Below are 23,179 nucleotides of genomic sequence, written 5' to 3'. Positions count from 1 at the left end.
GGAGGAATGAAACAATGAGTTTTCGTAGTTCAGCCGAAAAGTGGAAGGACGAAGCTATACGGCTTCGCCGCCATATTCACCAGAATCCTGAGCTTGGTCACCAGGAGTTTGAAACGGCCAAGCTGGTTGCTCAATTTTTGGAGGACGTTGGTCTCGAAGTAGAGACGGGTGTAGGCGGCACAGGGGTTGTCGGGCTTTTGAAAGGCGGACGTGAGGGAAGAACCATTGGAATTCGCGCTGATATGGATGCACTGCCTATCGTAGAGAAGACAGGATTGCCGTTTGCCAGCGTTCGCGAAGGGGTGATGCATGCTTGTGGGCATGATGTTCATACCGCCATTCTTCTTGGAACAGCAGCCGCATTAAGTGAGCACAGGGATGAGCTCCAGGGAACGGTGAAGTTCATATTCCAGCCTGCTGAGGAAGTTCAAGGAGGGGCAACGGATCTGATTGATGCAGGTGTATTGCATAATCCGGAAGTGAATGCGATCATTGCGCTCCACGTGTGGCCGGATTTGCCTGCTGGCAAGATTGGTTTGAGAAAAGGGGCCATGCTGGCAGCGGCAGATGCTTTTGATATACGAGTGACGGGAAAAGGGGGACATGCTGCCTATCCACATCGAACCATCGATCCGGTCATCATTGCTGCCCAGATTATAACTGCGTTGCAAACGGTAGTATCCCGAAACTTGTCTCCGCTTGATTCTTCTGTCATCTCGATTACGAAACTGCAAAGCAATAGCAATGCGTATAACGTTATCGCTGGGGAGGTTCAACTCAGAGGTACCATTCGTACGCACAATCCTGAGACGCGTGAAGCAGTGCCAGTATATATGAAGCGACTCATTGAGACCATTGCGGAAGGGTTCGGTGGAAAAGCGGAATTTGATTACTACCGCGGCGGTTCTCCTGTAATAAACGATGATTATATTGTCGATGTGATTGAACAGGCAGCGGCAGATACCATTGGCCGGGAAGCCGTGGTGTATCTGAAGGAGCCATCCATGGGCGCCGAAGATTTTGGAGCGTATCTCGAATATGTGCCAGGTGCCATATTCCGGCTCGGCACGGTTACAGAAGAAGATGCCCGATCAGAGCTGCCCCTTCACAGTGATTCCATTATTTTTGAAGAGCAAGCGATTGTTACAGGTATATCGGTTCTTGGAGAAGCAGCCATCCGTTACTTGAACCAGAGCAGTGATGATGAAACAAGGGTTGCCCTGAGTGTTTCAGCAGGCAATGAGGAGAGAGGGAATCGACATGACTGAGTTGAAGCAGCAGTCGGAGGTGCACTCCATACTGCATGAGATCGACCGTGATTTCTTGCTTGAATACAACAGACAGATTGCGAAGGAGATTCGTTTATCGGGTTCCGAAGAGGAACTACGGGCATTCCATTATATTAAGGAACAGCTTGAAGATTTTGGGTTGACCACCGAGCTTACGTTTGACAAAGCCTACATCAGTATCCCTGTCAGTGCAGAACTTAAGGTCGGCGGCATTTCTTTTGCAGCTATCACGCACTCCATGTCAGCCCAGGCGGAACAGTTGAGCACGCTTTTGAGATTCATAGAGCTAAAGGATTCAGACCAGACCGACTGGGCCAATCAAGTGACAGGTCAAGCGGTGGTCGTTCACGGACTTGCGAATGGTCCCACGATTTATCGTTTGCAGCAGTTGGGTGCAGTAGCGGTCATATTTATCAATAGTGGTGCGTACACGCATGAAATGATCGTTTCCTCCGTGTGGGGAAATCCGACACCAGAGGATGATGGCTATCCGTCTATTCCGGTTCTGTCGGTCAACCATTCAGATGGAGAGCAGATCAAGTCTTTAATCGCCGCCGAAGAAAGAGAGAATGTAGAGATTACGTTGACCGCGGAAGTGCGCACAGACTGGGTGAACATTCCGACCTTGATTGCTGAGATAAAGGGGACGGAAGAGCCTGAATCCTTTGTGTTGTTTAGCGGACATGTGGATTCATGGCATTATGGGGCGATGGATAACGGCTCCGCCAATGCAGTCATAGTGGAGACGGCACGGGTATTATCATTGCATCGTAACACGCTGCGGCGCTCCGTTCGGTTCGCATTTTGGTCAGGCCATTCCCACGGCAGATATGCCGGCTCTGCATTATACAGCGATCTTCATTGGGAAGATTTGCACGAAAACGGGGTGTTGCATATCAATATTGATTCCGTGGGCGCCAAGGGAGCGAGTCAGCTCGGTGCAGCCAATACAATGGCAGAGACACGGACACTTTGTGCAAATGCCATACGTACCGTCACGGATGAACCTTTTCGCGGTTCTCCATTTGGAAGGTCGGGAGATCAGTCCTTCTGGGGTGCTGGACTTCCGTCCGCTTTTATGGGGCTGTCCTATCAGCCTGAGGGCTGGTTTGGCTGGTGGTGGCATACGACTGAGGATACGCTGGACAAAATTGACGGAGATTATCTGGCACGTGATTGCAAAGTGTACGCAGCAGCTGTCCATAATGCTGCCTCTTCTCCCATTATTCCACTTGACCAGAGACAGGCGATCCGAACCCTTTCCGAACGAGTTGGTTACTACACAGAACTTATCGGAGACAAGCTTAATCTTTCACGCTTAACAAGCAGGATCCAGCAGCTACAGAATGCCACGGACCATTTCTATGACCGGATAGGCTCCACGTCCCTGCCGGATGCTTCTGTTACAGAAGCGAACCGAACGATATTGTCACTTAGCAGATGGCTGGTGCCCATCAATTATGTGCGAGGCAGCCGCTATGATCATGACGCCGCAGGCAGTCATTCACTTGTGCCTGCGCTGTCAGACATCGAGCTTCTGGCGACAGCCGAAGTAGGAAGTGAAGCCTTTTTCAGACTCCAAACATCACTTATACGTCAGGTGAATCGGATTGGTTATGAAATAAAGCAGGCAGTGCGACTGGTCGTGGAGGCCGAAAAGAATCTCGTTTTGAATTAACCCAAGTTCAAGCAGCCTGTTTACAGCAAGAACATCATGATATAGAGGAGCGACTGTCATGCCGGAACGAACATTTGCAGGGAAAAGGGTAGTCATTACCGGAGCGGCAGGTGTTTTTGGCCAATGGATTGCACAAGCATATGCCGCCGAAGGCGCGAGCCTTTATTTGTCCGATATCCGGGAGGATGCCCTAAGAAATACAGTAGACAAGCTGAGGCAGGAGGGAGTGGATGTTCACTGGCATGTAACGAATCTTGTGGATGAACAGTCCATTAATGAATTGGTTCAAGTGGTCGAGCAGCAATGGAAAGCCCCGGATATTGTCATCAATAATGCGGGAATATATCCATACCGCACACTCATGAATATGACACTTCAACATTGGAATGAGACAATGGATCTGAATCTGGCAGCGCCATTCCTGCTCACTCAGCATTTTGCCAAACAGATGATTGCGAGCGAAGTAGAAGGTTCCTTCATTAATATAAGCTCTGGGGCAGCTTCCACCGCAGGTGTCGGCATGGGGAATTATTCGGTTTCAAAAGTAGGGATCGAGATGCTGACCAAAACCTTTGCCCTGGAGTTGTCGCCCTATCGCATTCGGGTAAATGCGGTTGTGCCGGGTTATGCACCCGGCAGCGAGGTTAGTGTGATGACGAAAGAGCATACAGAACATATGATCAAAATTACACCGCTAGGCCGGACATCAGGTCCAGATGACGCTCCCCAAGCGATATTGTATCTGACCTCAGACCAGGCTTCATTTATTACAGGCAGCATATTAACGGTTGATGGTGGACGCACGGCAGGCAGACTCAAGTAACAGTTCGCATCCTGAAAATAGAATGGCAGCTGGTGAGTCAATTTTATGGCATAGCCAGCTGGGAAGGGAGTTCAAATTCAGGAACATATAAATTGCTCTGAAGCAGCGCAGCTCGAATGTCGAGCATGAGCTTTTCGCTCGCGGAACCAAGCGGTATATTTCGCTTACGCAAAATGCCTGCAATGGGCCCAACCTTGAGATCGGCAATTTTTTGGATAACAGTACCGGGAATGGCTGGGCAGATTGTTGCAACCGGAGCAATGGTTATGCCTAATTTGGCTTGTACATAATACTTGTGAGACCGGATATTGCTTATTTCGATTCCCTGATAATCGCTGTCGATTTTCTCGGCCAATAACTGCTCAATGCGGATGCGAATCGGGCAATTAGGGGGTGTGAATAGGAATTGTTGTCCTTTCAGATCAGCCAAATGGATTTCATCACCCTGAACAAATGGATGTGAATCATACAACAGCAATGCCATCGGTTCAAAAAGCAGCGGTTGAAACTCGGTCTCCATACTCGTCTCAGGAGAAGGGCAGACGGCAAAGTCAAGCTGCTCATCAATTAGCAATTCATTAAGCAGCTTACTGTCCCCGATGCGCACGCTGAGCTTAATCTTGGGATTCTGTTTAACAAAAGAAGACAGAATAGCAGGAAGCCGATGGCTGGCTGTTGGCTCGGATACTCCAATTCGTACAAACCCCGCTTGTCCCTGTTGAATGTCTGTGATCGTATTTGTCAAATACTCGTATTCCTTCAAGAGCTGATCGGCTCTGGCGTAAAAAATTTTCCCCGCTTCCGTCAATTTAATCTTTTTGCCTCTATCCAGTAATTTCATACCCAGATCGGCTTCAAGCTTCTGCATATGCAGTGTAATAGCGGGTTGTGAATACTGCAAAGCTTCTGCTGCCTGTTGAAAGCTCCCGAGCTTTACAATTGTTTGAAAGGTCTTGATCATTCGCATTTCCATGGCAAACACCTTTCTATTCATTATTGTAATGATCAGTATATCATGATTAATGCTTACTATCCCAATAGGATATTATGTTTTTAAAATGTTATCAAGGATAATTTGCTCCTGTTCTTTCCGTGCATTGAATTGATAGCGCTATCACAAAAAATGGCCGAAATATAAGGGTTGACAGTGTTTTTCGAAACGGTTTTAATTATATAGACCGATTGTTATAATTCATTTAAGGATGTGGCTTTATTGAGTGAAAAGTCTAATGCTAGAGAACTAATCGTCAGCACAGCAGCCAGACTGTTTTTTTCACAAGGATATCATGCGACCGGTCTAAATCAGATTATTAAGGAGAGCAGTACGCCAAAAGGCTCGTTATATCATTATTTCCCACATGGCAAAGAAGAGCTCGCTCACGAGTGTATTCAAAAAGCCAATGAAAACATTCTGCAGAAGTTTGAAGAAGTATTTGCTGCTCATGAAAATACGGGGGATGCCATTCAGCAATTTATTCATGACTTAGCCATTGAAACGGAGGCGGCAGGGTTTACGGGTTTTCTTCCGTTTAGTTTCTGGGCAGCCGTGGAGACCTCGTGCATCAGTCATCAATTGCGAATTGCATGTCAGGACGTGTTTGCAGGATGGCAGCAAATCATTACGAAACATCTGATTTTGGATGGCATAGGTGAAAAGAAAGCACAAGAGATGGGACTACTCGTCATTTCCTTAATGGAGGGCGCGTTGATTATCAGCCTGACCAACCAGGACAAACAGCCCTTGCTGACGGCTGCTGATTATTTGTCCGTTGTGGCGAAAAATGCAAAAGAGAAGCAGTAAGCTTCGTAAAGAGAAATAGAAATCGTCAGATTGTTTGAGGAGGATGGGATTGTGGAAGCTGCCATGAAGGCTGGTTCTGTAAAGGATCAACAAGAAACAAAACAATATAAAGTATTTCCGATTTTATTCGCTATGCTACTTAGCGGTTTTATTGGTCTGTTCGGTGAAACTGCACTAAATGTGGCATTGACACCACTTATGGGCTTGCTCGAAGTTGGACCAACGACCATTCAATGGTTAACGACAGGTTATTTGCTCGTTTTGGGTATTTTGGTGCCGGTTTCCGGTATGCTGTTACAATGGTTTTCAACGAGACAGTTGTTCACAACTTCTCTGATTTTTTCGATTGCAGGAACGCTAGTTGCTGCTATTGCACCGAGCTTTGAAATTCTCTTGGTGGCACGGGTATTGCAAGCTGTAGGTACAGCTCTGTTACTGCCACTAATGTTCAACACCATATTGGTTATTTTCCCGATTGAAAAACGTGGCGCTGCCATGGGATTGATCGGTCTGGTTATCATGTTTGCACCAGCAAGTGGTCCGAGTATCTCGGGTCTGATTCTGGCCAATCTGAGCTGGCACTGGATTTTCTGGATCTCCTTGCCGTTCTTCATTATTTCATTGGTATGCGGCTTGCTGTTCTTACCGAATATCTCGAATTTGACCAAGCCCAAAATTGATGTTCTTTCCATTGTGCTTTCCACACTTGGTTTCGGTGGTATCGTGTACGGATTCAGTAGTGCAGGAGGACATGGGGAAAGTGGTGGTGGCTGGACCAGTCCTATCGTTGTAGCCACACTGGTTATTGGAGTATTATCTTTGCTGCTGTTCAGCATCCGTCAACTGAGAATGAAACAGCCGATGATGGATCTGCGGGCATTCAAATATCCAATGTTTACAGTCGGCTTGATTCTGATTTTCCTTTGTATGATGATGATGTTGTCATCCATGCTGATCCTGCCGATGTACCTGCAACAAGGTATGGCGGTTACGGCTCTGACTGCCGGTCTGGTACTGCTGCCGGGCAGCTTGCTGAATGGATTCTTGTCTCCGGTTATGGGGCGTCTGTTTGACAAATTTGGTCCGAAGTGGCTTGTGATTATCGGTCTTGCGATCGTAACTGTTGTACTCTTCTTGTACACAGGAATTACTCCGACAACGACCCTGGGCAAGATTATTACGCTGCATATCTTCATGATGATCGGGATTTCAATGATCATGATGCCTGCACAAACCAACGGCTTGAATCAATTGCCACCTGATTTCTATCCTCACGGAACGGCGATTATGAATACATTGCAGCAGGTATCAGGAGCTATTGGTACAGCTGTTGCGGTAAGTATATTGAGCGCAGGTCAGACACGCTTCTTGAGCGGTGTGACAGATCCTGAGAGTCCAGAGAATCAGTTGGCTGGCTTCACATCCGGTGTACAAAATGCATTTATTTTCGCACTGGTTCTTGCTGTCATTGGTCTGATCATTTCACTCTTCGTGAAACGAGTTAAGGTCGGTGCTCAGCAGGGGCAACAAGGACCTATGCATTAATTGAAAGTCATATTAGTAATGAAACGATGCTCTCTCATTAATAGAGTGCATCGTTTTTTTGTACCTTGACATGAAACGGGTTCCATCCATTAGAGTGAAAATAAAACTGCCAGTCGAATAAAATAAATCTCGATTTTGGAAGCAAATAGTTCATGTTCTGGCGAAATTGTATATGTTCATATGAAATTTTAAAGATAATATAGAGAGTAGATTAATAATAACGGATAGAGGAAAACGTTTTAGAATGTATCTTATAGTCAAGGAGACGTCTTTATGAGAATCGTTAAATCAATTCCTGCGAATATTGAACAATTGCTAGATCGATACGAGAAAAATGGTCATCTGACCATGCAAGCTTCACTAATGGGAAAGCAGTCGGTTGTCTATCGTTTACAAGAGTATTGCCTTAAGGTATATACGTCTCGTGGAAAAGTGGATGGAGAATTTGAATGTGACGCGCTCATGTCATTGCAAAACAACCACCATGTTCCCGAATTGTATGCATACGCTTCGGGGAATTTTGTGCTGACAGAATGGATCGATGGCCTCAATCTGAGACAGTTTCGGATAACATACGGGCACATACCGCACAATCTGATATATGATATGTTCTCAACAGAACTTCAGCAGATTCAGGCGGGTTATCGTGATTGGGATGTCATACGATATGAGAATTTGTTATGGACTGCAACAGGTGAGGTCAAGCGAACTGATTTTTGGCTATGTGAACCTGTCAGTTGTATGCGGTTGCGGGAGCGATTACAACAAGAGATTATTCGAAAGATTGAGCGGATATACAGCGGTGATGGAACTGACATGGAGGAGATCGTGCATTATTTTGATCGACACGGTCTTACGAGCACGGAGGTTCAAGAGGCATTGGCACATTTCAGATCGCTAACACCGAGGATGGCACTAGCACAGTAACGAGTTTAACGAAATAAAAACCCTGACGATTACCAGAATCGTTGGGGTTTTTTGAAAGAAATTTTACGCTATTTTGCGTTTGTTTAGGAAATCTACTTCTTAACCAGTTCCAATATTTCATTGGCAACAAGATCCGGGTGATATTGATGAATATAATGCTCGGTATCCTTTACAGTTACATGTTTGGAATGTTCCGACCAGGACGTAAATTCAGCTTGGGTTTTATCCCATATCGGCTCACTGGCTCCGAAGTAATCTGCTGTCAGTATGGTTAGTGGAAACGGGAAGGGCTTTTTGTTATCGACGACTACCTTGGCATTGGCTGTCATTTCACGCAGCTCATCCACAGTGTTCGCATTCCCATAGTTAAGCAATAGAGCCGTGGTATCTATTTTTTTCAGATCATCTGGTACAAACTTCAGGCCGTTGCGATTGGCATTGGAGGCTTCCAGAATAGCGTCAGACTGTAGAGTCAACCGAAACAAACCGGTTTTGATCCGAAATTGGTTCATGAAGCCACCAATCACACTTGCCATATCGTCAGTGTCGTTGGCGTAATATTCCGGACTTCCCCCATCCAACATGACAATACCTTGTACTTCATCCGGATATTTTTGCGCAAATCGGAGCGTTTCCAGCGAACCGAGGGAGTGCCCCACCAGAACGTATGGCGGCTTTTGCCCAGATACCTCTAATAACTCGTGCAATTCATCTGCCACAGTATCCACATCGCGTTTCTTATCGGTCATATCGCTATAACCATAGCCAAAGCGATCATAAACCGCGAATTTCGTGTACGGTGCAAGCTTTTCATAAAGCGGATAATAGTCTACATAAGGATTAGCGGTGCCCCACCCGGATGCAAGGACAACTGTTGCATTTCCTTGACCACCCGTATATAAATGCATATTTTCATCATGTATGCTGTAGAGCTTGCCAGGCGGAATAAATGTTTTCTGATCCTGACGGGTACTCACTTGTTGATAGATAAAGCCCGTAACCAGAAGGAGAAGTAAAGCCACTGCTCCGAATATAAACGTCTTAAATAATCTTCTGCGAAATTTTTTCATCATCTCTCACATACTCTCTCTGTATTTTCTCTATCATATATGCCCAATCTTATTGGAGAGAAAACAGAGTCTTAATTCCACCTTAATTATTTTTGCCCGATTAAATTGGATAAAATGTATATTTCTCAGAATTGATTGATAGCCAAAGGCGGCACTGTTGATATATTATACCGGTATGAAGGATAGAAAGGGCGAGGAAGTAGAACGTGCTTATTAATGTAAGCGCTATCTTAATGAACGCCATAGCTGTACATTGTAAAAAGGGGGACATCGCGATGAAAGTATTGATTGCCGATGACGACGATTATACAAGAGAAGGACTAGTGGAGGCTATCGACTGGGAGAGCTTCGGTGTACATGAGGTGCTTCAGGTCGAGGATGGAGCCATGGCTTTACGTATTGCAACCGCTCAAAGGCCCGAAATTGTCATTACGGATATACGCATGCCGAAGCTTAATGGGATCGAATTTGCCGAGCGGTTCGTGGCAGTCTGCCCAGATAGCAAGCTGTTATTCATGAGTGGGTATATGGATGTGGCATACCTGAAGAGTGCGATTCAGCTCTCGGCCGTCGATTATGTGGAAAAGCCGATCAAGTTGCCGGAGATGGAGAACGCCATTCAGAAAACGGTGCATTATATCGCCGAGCGGAAGGCGCAGCATGTATTGTTGGATCAGAAGATGGACCTGGAGCGTGTGAAGCTGGCTAATGCCTTGAGAACGCAGTCCCAACCCGCTGATGAACTTAGGTGCAAAGCCCAGGAAATCGGTTATCCGGTACATGCGAGCTATGTCTGTCTGATCGTAACCCAGTTCAACAAGGAAATACTGTTTGATGCCGTCAACATCCAGAATTACTGGGAACAACATAATCTTGCTACCATCGCCGAGCAATTGGATTATGACCGTTTGCTGCTTGTCGTGGCACTGCCCCGACCGGATGAGGAGATAGTGAGGCTACTAGCAGAAACGCTATGCAGGGAGTATAGCGGGCTTCGTATTGCAGCTGGTCAGGTAGTGGCTGGACTGGAGGAAGTATCCAGAAGTTTCCGCGTAGCGGCACTGGCCATGGAACATGTTTTTTTCAAGCCAGATCTGTGTTATCTCACATATGATCCGGTGAATCACGCACCACAAGGGCTCAGAAGCGACATATATCCTGAATTCTACCAGTTGCTGAAGCAGGAACCGGATGGATTGATCGACTGGATGGAGACGTTCTGTAACAGAGTGCTGGTAGAAGGGGTTCAGGCAAGAGAAAGAGTGCTATCCATGTGTGTCACGTTTGCCAATGCGCTGTTCAAGGAGAGAAATGGTGTACTAATCCGCAGGGGGAAGATGGTTCAGATTCAAGATGTGGAGAAGCAGTTGAACGAATGCCGTACAATGCTTGAGGTGAAGGATCACATGCTTGAGCTGTGTCATGCGTATCAGGAGGAGTTCACCCGGGTATCCCCATATTCGGGCTTGATTCGTAATGTAATGAACTATATATCTGACCATTGCAGCGATGTTGACCTGGATGTGAGGGAGATTGCTGACCATGTGCACTTATCCACTGCCCATCTTGGTGTTCTCTTCAAGCAGGAGACAGGAACTACGATTAAGCAGTATCTGAATGACTATCGGTTGGAGCTTGCCAAGAGGCTCATTCTTGAGGAGCACTTCAAAATGATCGATATTTCGAAGATGTCCGGTTATGCCAGTGCAGGATATTTTGCCAAAGTGTTTAAGGCTGCTACGGGCGTAACGCCTGTGGAATATCGAAAGAAGTTTTCCCAATGAGGCTTCTGAAGTGGCTGGGCAACCTATCTCTGCAAAAAAAGCTGGTCATTCTGCTGGCACTTGCAGGCATTATTCCGCTGATGATTACGTTCTCGGCGACATACGGCGAACTTCGTAATTCTGTAATCACCGGACAGAACTATGCAGCCAACCAAAGTTTTGACCAAACTTTATCACTGCTGTCCAGCAAATTCTCCCACATTGAGGAAGTGTCGTCGATGATTACGATTGACGAACAGATCAATGCGGTTTTCTCTAAAGACCCGGAGCATATGCAGGTGTGGGAGCAGCTATCCGCCTTTGAACGGATCACGGATTATACACGTATTCTTCAGACAAATTCTGAGATTAACGGTATCGTTTATTATATTAATGATGACTTCGTCATAACGGGTCCACATGCAACGATGTATCGTCCATACGCCCAGGTGTCGTCATTGCCCTGGGTCAGGAAGATCGTTGCAGGGGGCGGCGAAGCGGTGTGGGTGATGATGAAGGATGAGAGCAGCACATCGTCCGTAAGTTATTTAGCGCTGGGAAGAGTGCTTTGGAATATTAACGACTATTCCGAACCGGTAGGCATCGTAACGCTGCGTGTGGAGTTGCCTCAGCTTCAGCCCTATATCATGAACTCAGCCATGGAGCAGCTGGTCTACTTGGATACGGATGAGGGAGAAGTAATCATCAGCAATGGACATACGGAGTTGGAACAACGAAATGGATACAGTTCTCAGGTGAACCGAAATCAGTTTGAAGAGGTCAAAGTGGGTGACTCCTCTTATATCGTCCGAGATTCAAGAGTTGGATCGAGCAATCTGTTCCTGCATTCCGTCATATCTCCAGATACGGCAGCTACAGCTGTGAATAAGGTGCGAAACAAGGTGCTCCTCGTATACTTGCTTGTCTGCCTAGCTCTATTGGTATGCATCATCCCGGTGACGAAATCTATTACGAGTCGCATCTTCTTGCTTATGAACAGAATGAGTCAGGTTCGGCAAGGCAGATTAAATACACTGGATATTCCCAATAGGGAGGATGAAGTAGGTCATCTGGTATCCAGCTACAATTATATGATTAACAGTGTCAGGGAACTGATGGACAATCAGTACAGGCTTGGGCAAGATAAGAAAGGAGCAGAACTGCGGGCATTGCAGTCCCAGATTAATCCGCATTTTCTGTACAATACGCTTGATATGATCGTCTGGATGGCTCAGAAAGAAGAGAAGCAGAACGTTCAGCAGGTCGTGTACGCTCTCTCTGATTATTACAAGTTGATTCTGAATAAAGGGGAAGACTTCGTAACCTTGAGAGATGAACTGCGCTTATCGGAGATCTATGTAAGCATTCAGCAGAAGAGGTTCAAAGGCAAGATCCAATTCGATGTACACGTAGATGAAGCGGTATTGCAATGTATGTTGCCCAAGATTACGCTCCAGCCGCTGGTTGAGAACGCGATTGTACACGGTATTCTGGAAAAGCCCGAGAGCAGTGGCATTATTACAATTACGGGAGGCATAGAGGAAGGGCGAGTACGGATCGTGGTTACTGACGATGGCCCTGGCTTAGAGCTACCGCCCTCTAGGCTTCACCGCCATCAAGGCAGCGGATACGGCGTACATAACATCCGCAAACGGCTGGAGTTTTATTATAATGAAACGGATGGAATACATTATGAATCAGTTCAGGGTAGAGGCACAAGTGTAATCATCAATGTGCCGATGGTTTTTCGGGATGCACATGAATTGAAACAAGCCAGTAATTGATTATCAGGGAAATGGCGACAGGTATTTTTTACCTGTCGCTTTTGTTTTGCATTTTCATCGAAAAGTACCAGAAATCTTGTGAAATTCGAATAGTAGAGAGGTATCGTGCCGGACTACAATAAGAAACAAGGAAAGGGTGATACGATGGCAGAACCAAATATAGCAATGACGAAAGCGCTCAAACAGAAGAAAAGTCGCTTTGCAGACCTCAGGGAACACAAAACCTATTATATTATGCTGATTCCCCTGGTCGTGTTTTTCACTTTATTCAACTACCTTCCCATGGCGGGACTCTACAACGCGTTTACCGATTATGACTTTAGCAAGGGTTTGTTCAGTCCATTTGTGGGGTTGAAAAATTTTGAGTTCCTGTTCAAAGGAGGCTGGGATTCGATTGTCTGGAAATTGACTCGCAATACGATGCTCTATAATGTGGCCTTCATAGTACTCGGCAACATCTGTCAGATCGCCATGGCCGTTCTGCTTAGGGAACTGACATTCAAGAAATTCATGAAAACGTCGCAGACGCTGATGTTCATGCCTTACTTCGTCTCGATGGTCGTAGTTGGTTCCATTGTATACAATCTGTTCAACTACAAGTATGGTGTGTTTAACAACGTTTTTACGTCATTGGGTTTCGAGCGCTTTGACTTCTACCAGTCACCTGAGGTCTGGCCATTCATCATCGTCATTATCGAAATCTGGAAGGGGCTAGGGTACGGTACGGTCATTTACTTAGCATCTATTATGGGTATTGATGAAAGCGTATACGAAGCAGCTTATGTCGATGGCGCCAGCAAGTGGCAACGGATTCGGTTCATTACACTGCCGCTTTTGAAGCCGACGGTTATCATCCTGGTTTTGTTTGCTATCGGAGGAATTATGAGGGGACAGTTCGATCTGTTCTGGAACATAATCGGCAACAACGGACTGTTGCTGAATGCAACCGACATTATCGATACGTATGTGTACCGTTCATTAACCGTGAATTTCAGTCTCGGACTGGGAACGGCGGCAGGGCTATATCAATCGATGTTCGGATTGGTACTTGTTGTGACGGTAAACGCAATTGTGCGTAAAGTGGATCGTGAAAATTCATTATTTTAATCGTTATCCGAATGGGAGGAAGCCTGATGGCACAACTTGCTGCAACATCTGACAAGAACAAGTTAAAAGTGGATGCAAGCTCGAAAATATTCGATGTTATGGCTGTGGTCATTGTTGGATTGGTAGCACTAATCTGCGTCGCTCCATTTATCCTGATGCTGTCAGGATCACTGAGTGATGAATCCAAAATTGTAGTTAATGGCTACTCACTGCTACCGCAGGATTTCACATTGGATGCATACAAGATTGTTTTCACCACCCTGGGAGGGGAAATTGGCAGGGCGTATCTCGTTACCATCTATGTTACGGTGCTGGGCACAGTGCTTGGATTATTGACAACGTCCATGAGCGGATTCATTCTATCCCGTCCGGATTTTAAGCACCGGGACAAGGTGGCCTTCTTTATCTACTTTACTACGCTGTTCAGCGGCGGACTGATTCCTACCTACTTGGTGGTCGCCAATGTGCTGCATCTCAATCATACGTTGTGGGCGATTATCCTTCCAGGTATGCTCTCTCCATTTAATGTGTTCCTGTTCCGCAATTATGTCAAAAGCATTCCAAATTCCTTAATGGAGTCGGCACGAATCGATGGGGCAGGCGATTTCAGAATCTATTGGCAGATTGTTCTTCCACTCTCGAAGCCTGTTAGCGCAACCATCGGACTGTTCCTTGGACTGGGTTACTGGAATAACTGGTTTGGTTATAGTCTGTACCTGATTTCCGATCAGGAGAAATGGGGATTGCAATATCTGCTTTATCGTATGTTATCCCGTGTAACGGATGCAGTCAGAGACGCTCAGATTGTCGTGGATCAGCTGCCAAGTGAAACGATGAAGCTGGCAACGACCATGCTGGTGACAGGTCCCATTATCCTACTGTATCCGTACATGCAGCGTCATTTTGTCAGCGGTCTGATTGTTGGAGGCGTGAAGGGATAAATGATAATGGGTTTACACGATCAGGATAGGGTGAAAGGCTGCCACTGGTCGCTTACATACAAAATATCATCATAATGGAGGGGATTGTTTTGAAAGCGCTACATATTAAAAAATCACTTCTGTCTTGTCTCATGGTATTCACGGTTATCCTTTCCGCATGTTCGAATGGGGGTTCGGACAAAGGTGCTACCGAAGGCTCGGGCACAACGACATCCGATGGCAAGACGATTGTGCAATTGAAGGGTATCACGATGGGAAATGCTCCCGCCAGTGGCATGGACAACTTTTATAAGCAACTGGATGAGCTAACGATCAAGGATCTGGGGGCAACGATTCGGTTTGACTTTGTGCCTTGGGGAGACGAAAAGAATCAGATCAGCAGAGCTATCGCCGCGAAGGAATACGACGTTTATGTTGGCGGCGCATGGTCCGACTTTGCATCGTTCGCCACCAAGAATGCATTTGCGAATCTGACCCCACTGCTGGGAGATGTGCCTGATCTGGTGGAGCATTATAAAGGCACACTGGATACCGTAAAAATTAACGGCAGTCTCTACGGCATTCCACAATACAATAAGCCCGGAGGCGGCGGAGAAGGCCTGTTGTTCCGTGAAGATCTGCGCAAAGCGTGGGGATTACCGGAAATTACAGATCTGGATACCGTAGAACAATATCTTTACAAGGCCAAAGAAGCTTATCCAGACACGCCGATGATTAATGATAAGCGGTTCGCGGATAACGTCTGGACTCTGGTTGCGGGCTCCAATTATCTGGATCTGGTAAAAGGATACGTTGTTGCTACCGTGGATGAGCCATACAAGGCGATCAGCATGTACGACACACCTGAGTATAAGCAGGTACTGGAGCGGTCCAAAAAGTGGTATGAAGATGGCATTGTGAGCCACGATATTTTGGCTGCTCAGGGCAATGCGACAAGTGAGACGCTGGAATTGATGAAAGCCGACAAAAAGCCGCTTGAATTTAACAACCACTTTGGCGCTGTCAGCAGCAGTTATGTTGGTGCACTGAAAGAGCTGCATCCTGATTTTGAGTATGGCTGGTTTGATTATTATTTCAACAATATTCCGGCCTACATGCCGTTTATGGCACCGGATAATATCACCATGATCTCGATTGGTGCTCATTCCAAACACATCGAAACGGCTCTGAAGCTTATCGAAAAAGCTCATACTGATCGAACGTATTACAATCTGTTGCAGTACGGAGTTGAAGGAGAGAATTACAAGCTGGATGGCGAATTCGTTAGCTATGAAGGCATCAAATCGGAGAACAAAAAGCCAGGCTGGACGGGGCTATATGATGGATATATGAACCTGCAGGAGAAATATCCGGACGAATGGCAGGCCATTAACGATAAATTGCAGAATGAAGGTGCCAAGAAAGCGGAAGAGAATGGTCAAAGTCCACTGGCCGGATTCGGGCTTGCCACATCTAATGTGGCTGCAGAGCTTGCAAGCATGGAGACGGTTAAATCGCAGTATATCGTTCCGCTGTCAGTGGGTATTACCAAAGATATTGATGCCGATCTTGCCAATGTGAAGAAACAGCTGGAGGGTGCCGGATTCGACAAGTTTATGGCTGAATTACAGGTTCAACTGGATGCTTTTGCAGCAAGCAAGAAGTACTAGACTCGGATTAGTAGAATTGTGGAGACATTTGAACGAATCAATAATATAAGTACCAATGTGCCTGTAGACCCCACGATACTCCGGGGTCTACACCTATATCATAGCTGGAGGAACGCATGTGAAGCCAATCATCTGTTATCCCCTGATTCAAGAAATTCCCCAATCTCAAGATTACATTATTCGTATTCGTGAGGCGGGCAGCGACGGACCGTGGTCTGATGTAAATGTATACGGAGTAAAGGTTGATATGCACCAGGTGCGGCAGGCCAGTATGGCTTATTTTGATATGGGTGTTCCTGTTGAATTGGAAATTGAATGCAGGTACACGGAGGTTCAGACCATTGATATTCGGCCCTTATCTTATAAAATCCAACCACAGATTCAGGCCAATGTAATCTCATTTGAACTGAAAGAACCTGCTAAGTTGTCCATCGAGGTAAATGGCGAACGGTTTCGCAATCTGCATCTATTCGGAAACGGGCTGGAGACGGATGCTCCAAGCATGCACGATCCACGTGTTCACGTCATACAGCCTGGCATCCATCGTACGGAATGGCTCGAGACAGAAGCTGAAGTACTCTATTTTACACCAGGCATGCATTACATTGAAGAGACCATCCTACGCGTTCCATCGGGCAAGACGGTTTATATTGATGGCGGTGCTGCTGTTGCCGGTTCATTCGTCTGTGATCGGGTTCAGAACGTTACAATCCGGGGGCGAGGCTTGGTTTATCTGGCCGACTTTCATCGATTCTCAGCATTCCGCGGAATTCGGTTGATCCATGCGAGCCAGATTGCCATTGAAGGCATTATGATCATCGACGTACCGCACTACAGTGTGTACATCGGTAGCTCACAGTACGTGTCCATCAAGGGTATTAAGTCATTCAGCACAAGGGGCTGGTCGGATGGTATTGATATCATGTCCAGCTCGGATATTGAGATCGAACATGTTTTCTTGCGCAACTCGGATGATTGTATTGCGATCTATGGCAGCCGATGGGGTTACCGTGGTAACTCGCGTCGTATCCGGGTTAGTCATGCTGTGCTGTGGGCTGACGTGGCACATCCACTTATGATTGGCACGCATGGGGATCACGAGGCGAACGGTGATGTGATTGAGGATATCCGGTACGAAGATATCGACATTCTGGAACATCACGAGCCACAACCCAACTACTGGGGAGCCATGGCCATTAACGCGGGCGATCATAATACTGTGCGGAACGTTGTCTATGCGCGAATCAGAGTGGAAACCTTTGAACAAGGTCAGCTGTTCGATCTGCGTGTGGTTAGGAACAAGGATTATAATCCTGCTCCTGGTCGGAGGATCGAACACATTTTATTTGAGGATATCGAGTATGCAGGAGGGACGTTACATCCTTCCCGGATCTATGGTTATGACGAAGAGCACAGTATCGAAGGAGTAACGTTTAATAATCTCACTATTGCAGGTCAACGTGTGGATAGTCCAAATCATCCAGCGATTGAAATGAACGAGTATGTACGTGGCATCACATTCCGCTAGGGGGTGTTCAATAGGAAAATACGACGAGTAAACAGGAAAGGGGGGATGTCTAATTTCAATGTCTGGCACAAGTGGGCTTCAAGGGAAGAACATCGAATTCCATGAAAATGAGGAGGTTTGATATGGAAATGAATAGCGGATTTCATGAGGGGAAAAGATGGAGACGGGTGATTGCTATACTTGCTGCAATCAGTCTGTTGGCAACACTTATACCGGTCGGTACCCATTCCATCGCAGCTGCTGCGAATTCAAACGATGTTACTGTGTCAGGATATGAAGTTCAGATCAATGAAACAATCACAGGTGGTTTCACGCATCCCGGAGTTGGACTAACCAAGGAAGTCTTAGAGAACATGAGAGAGCAGGTACTATCGCAGCAGGAACCATGGTATTCCTACTATGTGGCGATGACTAGCTCGGCAGCGGCTTCCAAGACAGTGACGTCCAGCAATGCCAGCCAAACGGACCCAACAAAACCGGCAAGCGATGCCTTCAACAGCCAAGGCTTCAACTCCCGTTTTATAAGCGATGGATTGAAAGCGTATACACAAGCGTTGATGTATTATATTTCAGGAGATGAGACGTATCGGTCCAATGCGATGCGTATCATTCGGATCTGGTCGCAGATGGACCCTGCCAAATATGTCTACTTTAATGATGCGCACATTCATACCGGGATTCCGCTGAATCGCATGGTGACGGCAGCTGAGATTCTGAGATATACAAGTTATCAGACGGATGAGCTGGGATGGACAGCGCAGGATACAACGAATTTTACAACCAACCTGATTAATCCGGTCATTGAGACCTTCCAACATGACAACAATCGCTTCATGAATCAGCATAACTATCCTTTGTTGGGTGCGATGGCAGGTTATATTTTTACCAACAATCAGAGCAGATATGACGAGGCGGTTGAGTGGTTCACAGTCAATAGCACTGCGCAAGACCAAGGCTTTAATGGGTCGGTCAAGCAGCTGTTCCGCCTAATGAATATTGATGATCTGACTGGGGAGCCACTGGATGAGCCGGTGATTCAGCATGTGGAGATGGGTAGGGACCAGGCGCATGGGGGTGGAGACCTCACTAACGCTGCTATCCTATCACGTATGCTGCTTGCTCAGGGGACAAAGGTCGATCCAGTGGAGGGTACCGTATCAACAGCGGCAAATGCGGTCGGACCGTATGAGTTCATGGATGATCGCATATTGGCGGCCGCAGACTTCTTCTGGCAATTCATGCTTGGTTATGATACACCTTGGACGCCAGTGGCCTATGCCATTTCGCCAGATGGAACGATTCGGGATACATATAATCATATATCCAACGCCTACAAAGGTAGAATGAATACGGCAAATTTCTGGGATATGTATTACTACTACACATATGTCAGGGGCATTAATGTTGCAGAGAAGGCTCCTCATTATTATGAAGCTTTTACAAAGCGGTTGCCTTCCAATTTTTATTATGGTGGTACTCTGAACAAAAACTGGGACAATGTGGACGGAGGCGGAGACTTCTGGCTGTATATGCCAGAGGAGGCAGTGTCTGAAGGTGCAGAATTTCTGCCGCGTGAGCAGACAAGCGGCTCACTGATCGACATCGAAGATCGTTATACGAAGCTTGGCGGAGATACGGCGACCATAAAGGAAGCAGATACGTCGTTTGTGCGGTTTCAGGCGACGCAAGTGGGAAGTCGTATAGCATTTCTTAACGGTTCCAGCAGTGAGAAGATCATTGGTTTCCGCATCCGTACCAATGGGCCAGCCTACTTGGAGCTTACTCCGAGAATCAATGATACATTAACTTTGCCGGATACGCATGGACAGTGGCGGTATGTGACTTATACGCTGGACAGCTTCCAGAGTCTGAACGATATTCTGTATATGAAGGTCACAGGTTCGGATACGACAGTAGATATCGACCACATTCATATCAAAGCAAGTGAACAGCTGACTCCGCCAGAATTCAAAACAGGAAACTCTGATCTCTCCATATTCGCCTATCCTGGCTCGCCAATTCGTGTTGAGTTTGAAGCAACCGATGCTGGGGGAACGGATGTGGTGAACTACTCCAGCCCGAATCTGCCTCAAGGAGCAGCATTGAATGAAGCCACGGGCGAGATGCTTTGGCAGCCGGGAGTGTCACAGACTGGAACTCATTCCTTCCATGTCGCCGCTTCAGACGGCACAACAATCACGACAAGAGATGTAAAGATTGTAGTCTCTCCGAATCGGGCTTCCGCTGTGGAGCAGGCCATAGCTGCTTATGATCAGGATCGAATTTATGTAGCAGCAACACTCAACTCATTTCATGCAGTGTATGAGGATACCCTTGACCAGCTTGATACAGCTACAGATGAAGTATTCTATGTGCAACTGCATGAGCTAGCCCAAGCAGCTGAAGCGCTGAAGCTGGTCACTCCGTTGCTGGAACAGAGCGGGGGTATTGATTACCACAACATCGTTGCGTCATCGACCTTTGGGACAGACATTGCCAATATGGTGGACGGGGACAATCAGACGGGGGTTTCGTATACACGTGCGCCAAACCTATACCATATGATTGATTTCGGACCGGATTTCAAAGTATCAGCTAGGTCCTTTGGATTCCAAAGTAATATTTTTTCCGATCGTCTCGCGAAGTCAGCTGTTTTTGGCTCCAATGATGGGGAGGACTGGGTACGATTGACCCCGGGGTTAACAGCATTTACCCAGAGCTTTCAAACCCTGGATGTTGCTCCCGAATACCAGGACGATTCGTTCCGGTTCATCAAGGTTCAGCTGCTTCATCCACAGCCGGATGTATTGTATGGCATCGTCAGGAATTTGTTCGAAATGACCGAGTTCCGGATCTATGGTGAACGTCATGAGACAGGTAATAAGCTGGAGTCCGTCTCCATCTTTTCGGATCAAAGTGTAAGTGGCAAGATTGCAACTGGGGACACCGTACAATTGACGATTCAGGCTAAGGAAGCAATCCAGAATGTAACGGCGATCATTCAGGGAGTTGCAGCAACCGTTACGACGCAGGATCAGATCCATTGGACGGCGGTGGCTGCTATGGGAAATGATGTACCTACAGGTGCGGTCAAGTTTACGGTGGATTACGAACAGAGTGACGGAACAGCAGGGGAGCGGACAGTGCTAACCACTGACAATTCAAAGCTGTTCCTTGTAGATGGCGGCAGGTATATTGATGTGTCTATGATGGCGAAAGTAAAGGCTTCGGATAAACAATGGCCAGGTAACGGGTTATTCCAGGATGAGGTGGGTTATCTGCTATTCGATGGTGACACGTCCACCTATGGGGATCTGAATACATCTTCGGGTTCCTTCTACACGGTGGACTTCGGTGAAGGACTGTCTGTGAAGCTGGACGAAATTGTGCTGATGCCAAGAGCTTCCAACAGCTCAAGAATGAACGGGCTTGTCATTCAGGGTTCCAACGATAATTCAAATTGGTCGGATCTGACACAGCCTCTAAAAGGTTCACAAGAAGGAACGTGGTCGGATATTAGACAAGATCAGCTTCTGAATAATGGATATTATCGATATTTAAAACTGTACAACAACTCAGCATGGAGTGGTAACGTTGCTGAAGTTGAGTTTTATGGTGATGTAGACTACGATGCGGAAGTTGTGGATTCAAAAGTGGTTGCGCCTGAAGGTTACACCCAAGGAAGTTACTATCTCTATCAGCAGGAGATTAACCACATCAAAGCTTCATTGACCGAACCAGATGCAAACAAGATGGCATTGCTTAAAGAGTTAATTGCAGCCAAGACCCTGCTAATCTCTTTCGCTGACTCATTTCCTCCAATTCATGTAGACACTGCGATGGTGCTTGCATCCTCCATTTCATGGGATGGAAAGGTTGATGCAATTAATAACGGATGGCGCGCATTTGACGGTGATCCTGCCACATCGCCAGATACCAAAACAGCAGCAGGCTGGACCCGAGTTGATCTGGGAGCAGATCACGCCAAAGTAGTTGGCAGTATCAGGTTTATCCCACGCACCGGCAATGCCGCCCGTATGAGTGGAGCCCTGATCCAGGGATCCACTGATGGGGTGAACTTTGATACGCTTTATACCATAAGTGGTGTAAGCGAGATCAAGTGGTATAAGCAGTCTTTGAGCAGCAGCAATGCTTATCGTTATTTGCGCTATTATACGCCAAACGGCTTTGCCAATATCGGTGAGCTGGAGTTCTATGAGAAGATTGTGGACAGAACGCTCCTTACACTGCTGATGGAACGGGCAAATGCAATGAATGAGGAGGATTACTCCGGAGAGAGCTATGCGCAGTTACAGGCTGCTGTCACGAGTGCAGCCGTGGTTGATACGGATCTGGAAGCAAACCAGGACGATGTTGATTCCGCTGCGAATAGTTTGAAGATGGCGCTGGGTGGTCTGGTTTCCATTTGAATGAAGGAGACCAGGCAGTTGCAATAACTCAATTGATACCATTTAGTAGAATGAACAGAAGCTAGATTCAGGATGTACAGATGGAACTTTATATAAGGAAGTAAACTTCGTACTGATTAATATGATAAAGATAGAAAAGATAGTGTCCTTGCAAAGAAGGGACACTATCTTTTTTTATTTAACGGTTTTGAGGAGTGGATATTTCACCTACCGTCATGCAGTTCTTTATAGAAAAACTCTTTTGTTTTGGGTTACTCGAATAAATTAGTGATACAGTCCGGTGAGATGTTCGTCGCTGGGCTGTAAAAGCTTCGACAGCAATACGATCTGGCCGGTATGGTATCCGTAATGGGAAGAGACCTTTATTAACAGAGAACGTACAAATTTATGCTCATGCGCATCTTTGGCTTCATCCTCACGACGGTTCATACGATTCCAATCGGTCAACTCATAGGGAATGGTCACTTCTCTGGATAAATCCTCCTCTACTAGACTATATAATATCGCAGTTGATTCTGTTCGCACCTGGTGAAGCTTGGCTAATAATTCCTCCCGGCTCAAACCACCATTGGTATTGAACTCAGCAGAGCGTTCCCGGATTAGAGGCTGGTTCCCGATACCTGTCACCAGATTCTGATATTCATTGCCCGCCAAATGCAGACAATAATTCCCCACACTGTTCATACCAGGCTGAAGTCTGGTCCAAATCTGATCCTCGTTCAACCTGTTCAAGCTGGTTTCAATACGTTCTAGCTGCTTGTTCATGTCCTCAACTACGTCCTGAATAAGTTTAATCATGATAACATGTCCTCCATTCATTAGGGTTGATTGGATATCAAATTCA

The 23,179-nt window shown here is 46.5% G+C and carries 16 protein-coding genes; 13 read left to right on the top strand and 3 right to left on the bottom strand.

Annotated elements, in window-relative coordinates; translation table 11 throughout:
- The first annotated feature begins 14 nt into the window (after positions 1–14).
- Genes MHB84_RS30315 through MHB84_RS30305 form a run of 3 tightly spaced genes read left to right on the top strand, consistent with a single transcriptional unit; the run spans position 15 to position 3,790 of the window.
- Entirely contained in the window at positions 15–1,268 is a 1,254-nt protein-coding gene (locus MHB84_RS30315; RefSeq protein ID WP_076288321.1) for a M20 metallopeptidase family protein, read from the top strand.
- Complete coding sequence (locus tag MHB84_RS30310) at positions 1,261–2,967, top strand: M28 family metallopeptidase (RefSeq protein ID WP_076288322.1); 1,707 nt, start codon at positions 1,261–1,263, stop codon at positions 2,965–2,967. Before MHB84_RS30315 ends, MHB84_RS30310 begins: the two co-directional genes overlap by 8 nt.
- 58 nt (positions 2,968–3,025) lie before the next feature.
- On the top strand, positions 3,026–3,790 hold the full coding sequence (locus tag MHB84_RS30305) for an SDR family NAD(P)-dependent oxidoreductase (RefSeq protein WP_076288323.1): 765 nt from the start codon (positions 3,026–3,028) through the stop codon (positions 3,788–3,790).
- A 43-nt stretch (positions 3,791–3,833) separates the two neighbouring features.
- Here MHB84_RS30305 and MHB84_RS30300 read toward each other — a convergent pair whose 3' ends face one another.
- Positions 3,834–4,784, bottom strand: coding sequence for a LysR substrate-binding domain-containing protein (locus MHB84_RS30300; protein ID WP_083678814.1), 951 nt, complete (start codon positions 4,782–4,784; stop codon positions 3,834–3,836).
- A 219-nt stretch (positions 4,785–5,003) separates the two neighbouring features.
- Here MHB84_RS30300 and MHB84_RS30295 point away from each other — a divergent pair, with 219 nt between their 5' ends.
- The 3 genes from MHB84_RS30295 to MHB84_RS30285 all read left to right on the top strand — a co-directional run bounded on the left by MHB84_RS30295 (position 5,004) and on the right by MHB84_RS30285 (position 8,063).
- Complete coding sequence (locus MHB84_RS30295; protein WP_076288325.1) at positions 5,004–5,591, top strand: TetR/AcrR family transcriptional regulator; 588 nt, start codon at positions 5,004–5,006, stop codon at positions 5,589–5,591.
- Positions 5,592–5,654: 63 nt separating this feature from the next.
- Positions 5,655–7,136 (top strand): DHA2 family efflux MFS transporter permease subunit, encoded by a 1,482-nt coding sequence (locus tag MHB84_RS30290; RefSeq protein WP_076288859.1) that lies wholly within the window; start codon positions 5,655–5,657, stop codon positions 7,134–7,136.
- A 273-nt stretch (positions 7,137–7,409) separates the two neighbouring features.
- Positions 7,410–8,063 carry a hypothetical protein gene (locus tag MHB84_RS30285; protein ID WP_076288326.1) on the top strand — a complete coding sequence of 218 codons (654 nt, stop codon included), beginning with the start codon at positions 7,410–7,412 and terminating at the stop codon, positions 8,061–8,063.
- A gap of 92 nt (positions 8,064–8,155) precedes the next feature.
- Here the strand turns inward: MHB84_RS30285 and MHB84_RS30280 are convergent, their stop codons facing one another.
- A complete protein-coding gene (locus MHB84_RS30280) occupies positions 8,156–9,136 on the bottom strand; it encodes an alpha/beta fold hydrolase (protein ID WP_256716769.1) in 981 nt (326 codons plus the stop codon).
- A gap of 272 nt (positions 9,137–9,408) precedes the next feature.
- Between MHB84_RS30280 and MHB84_RS30275 the strand changes: the two genes are divergently transcribed.
- The 7 genes from MHB84_RS30275 (at position 9,409) to MHB84_RS30245 (ending at position 22,335) form a co-directional block, all read left to right on the top strand.
- The gene (locus MHB84_RS30275; RefSeq protein ID WP_076288327.1) at positions 9,409–10,917 is read left to right on the top strand and encodes a response regulator; all 1,509 of its coding nucleotides are present in this window, start codon (positions 9,409–9,411) and stop codon (positions 10,915–10,917) included.
- Positions 10,914–12,680, top strand: coding sequence for a sensor histidine kinase (locus MHB84_RS30270; protein WP_076288328.1), 1,767 nt, complete (start codon positions 10,914–10,916; stop codon positions 12,678–12,680). Before MHB84_RS30275 ends, MHB84_RS30270 begins: the two co-directional genes overlap by 4 nt.
- Before the next feature lie 144 nt (positions 12,681–12,824).
- A complete protein-coding gene (locus MHB84_RS30265; protein WP_246318142.1) occupies positions 12,825–13,787 on the top strand; it encodes an ABC transporter permease in 963 nt (320 codons plus the stop codon).
- 26 nt (positions 13,788–13,813) lie between these two features.
- Positions 13,814–14,728, top strand: coding sequence for a carbohydrate ABC transporter permease (locus tag MHB84_RS30260; RefSeq protein WP_076288329.1), 915 nt, complete (start codon positions 13,814–13,816; stop codon positions 14,726–14,728).
- Positions 14,729–14,817: 89 nt separating this feature from the next.
- Entirely contained in the window at positions 14,818–16,377 is a 1,560-nt protein-coding gene (locus tag MHB84_RS30255; RefSeq protein WP_076288330.1) for an ABC transporter substrate-binding protein, read from the top strand.
- A gap of 118 nt (positions 16,378–16,495) precedes the next feature.
- Entirely contained in the window at positions 16,496–17,905 is a 1,410-nt protein-coding gene (locus MHB84_RS30250) for a glycosyl hydrolase family 28 protein (RefSeq protein ID WP_076288331.1), read from the top strand.
- A gap of 122 nt (positions 17,906–18,027) precedes the next feature.
- The gene (locus tag MHB84_RS30245; RefSeq protein ID WP_076288332.1) at positions 18,028–22,335 is read left to right on the top strand and encodes a discoidin domain-containing protein; all 4,308 of its coding nucleotides are present in this window, start codon (positions 18,028–18,030) and stop codon (positions 22,333–22,335) included.
- Positions 22,336–22,599: 264 nt separating this feature from the next.
- Here MHB84_RS30245 and MHB84_RS30240 read toward each other — a convergent pair whose 3' ends face one another.
- A complete protein-coding gene (locus MHB84_RS30240) occupies positions 22,600–23,133 on the bottom strand; it encodes a DUF1572 family protein (RefSeq protein ID WP_076288333.1) in 534 nt (177 codons plus the stop codon).
- Between the last annotated feature and the right edge of the window lie 46 nt (positions 23,134–23,179).

The sequence above is a fragment of the Paenibacillus sp. FSL F4-0087 genome, assembly GCF_038020215.1.
In the GTDB taxonomy this organism is placed as follows: domain Bacteria; phylum Bacillota; class Bacilli; order Paenibacillales; family Paenibacillaceae; genus Paenibacillus; species Paenibacillus taichungensis.
This window is presented reverse-complemented; position numbering and strand designations above follow the sequence as displayed.

Bases quoted from the DNA above. Each gene is read 5' to 3' on its own strand.
- MHB84_RS30265 (WP_246318142.1), top strand. From the start codon at position 12,825: ATGGCAGAACCAAATATAGCAATGACGAAAGCGCTCAAACAGAAGAAA.
- MHB84_RS30285 (WP_076288326.1), top strand. From the start codon at position 7,410: ATGAGAATCGTTAAATCAATTCCTGCGAATATTGAACAATTGCTAGAT.
- MHB84_RS30275 (WP_076288327.1), top strand. From the start codon at position 9,409: ATGAAAGTATTGATTGCCGATGACGACGATTATACAAGAGAAGGACTA.
- MHB84_RS30300 (WP_083678814.1), bottom strand. From the start codon at position 4,784: ATGAATAGAAAGGTGTTTGCCATGGAAATGCGAATGATCAAGACCTTT.
- MHB84_RS30290 (WP_076288859.1), top strand. From the start codon at position 5,655: ATGAAGGCTGGTTCTGTAAAGGATCAACAAGAAACAAAACAATATAAA.
- MHB84_RS30280 (WP_256716769.1), bottom strand. From the start codon at position 9,136: ATGATGAAAAAATTTCGCAGAAGATTATTTAAGACGTTTATATTCGGA.
- MHB84_RS30240 (WP_076288333.1), bottom strand. From the start codon at position 23,133: ATGATTAAACTTATTCAGGACGTAGTTGAGGACATGAACAAGCAGCTA.
- MHB84_RS30315 (WP_076288321.1), top strand. From the start codon at position 15: ATGAGTTTTCGTAGTTCAGCCGAAAAGTGGAAGGACGAAGCTATACGG.
- MHB84_RS30310 (WP_076288322.1), top strand. From the start codon at position 1,261: ATGACTGAGTTGAAGCAGCAGTCGGAGGTGCACTCCATACTGCATGAG.
- MHB84_RS30270 (WP_076288328.1), top strand. From the start codon at position 10,914: ATGAGGCTTCTGAAGTGGCTGGGCAACCTATCTCTGCAAAAAAAGCTG.
- MHB84_RS30260 (WP_076288329.1), top strand. From the start codon at position 13,814: ATGGCACAACTTGCTGCAACATCTGACAAGAACAAGTTAAAAGTGGAT.
- MHB84_RS30305 (WP_076288323.1), top strand. From the start codon at position 3,026: ATGCCGGAACGAACATTTGCAGGGAAAAGGGTAGTCATTACCGGAGCG.
- MHB84_RS30245 (WP_076288332.1), top strand. From the start codon at position 18,028: ATGGAAATGAATAGCGGATTTCATGAGGGGAAAAGATGGAGACGGGTG.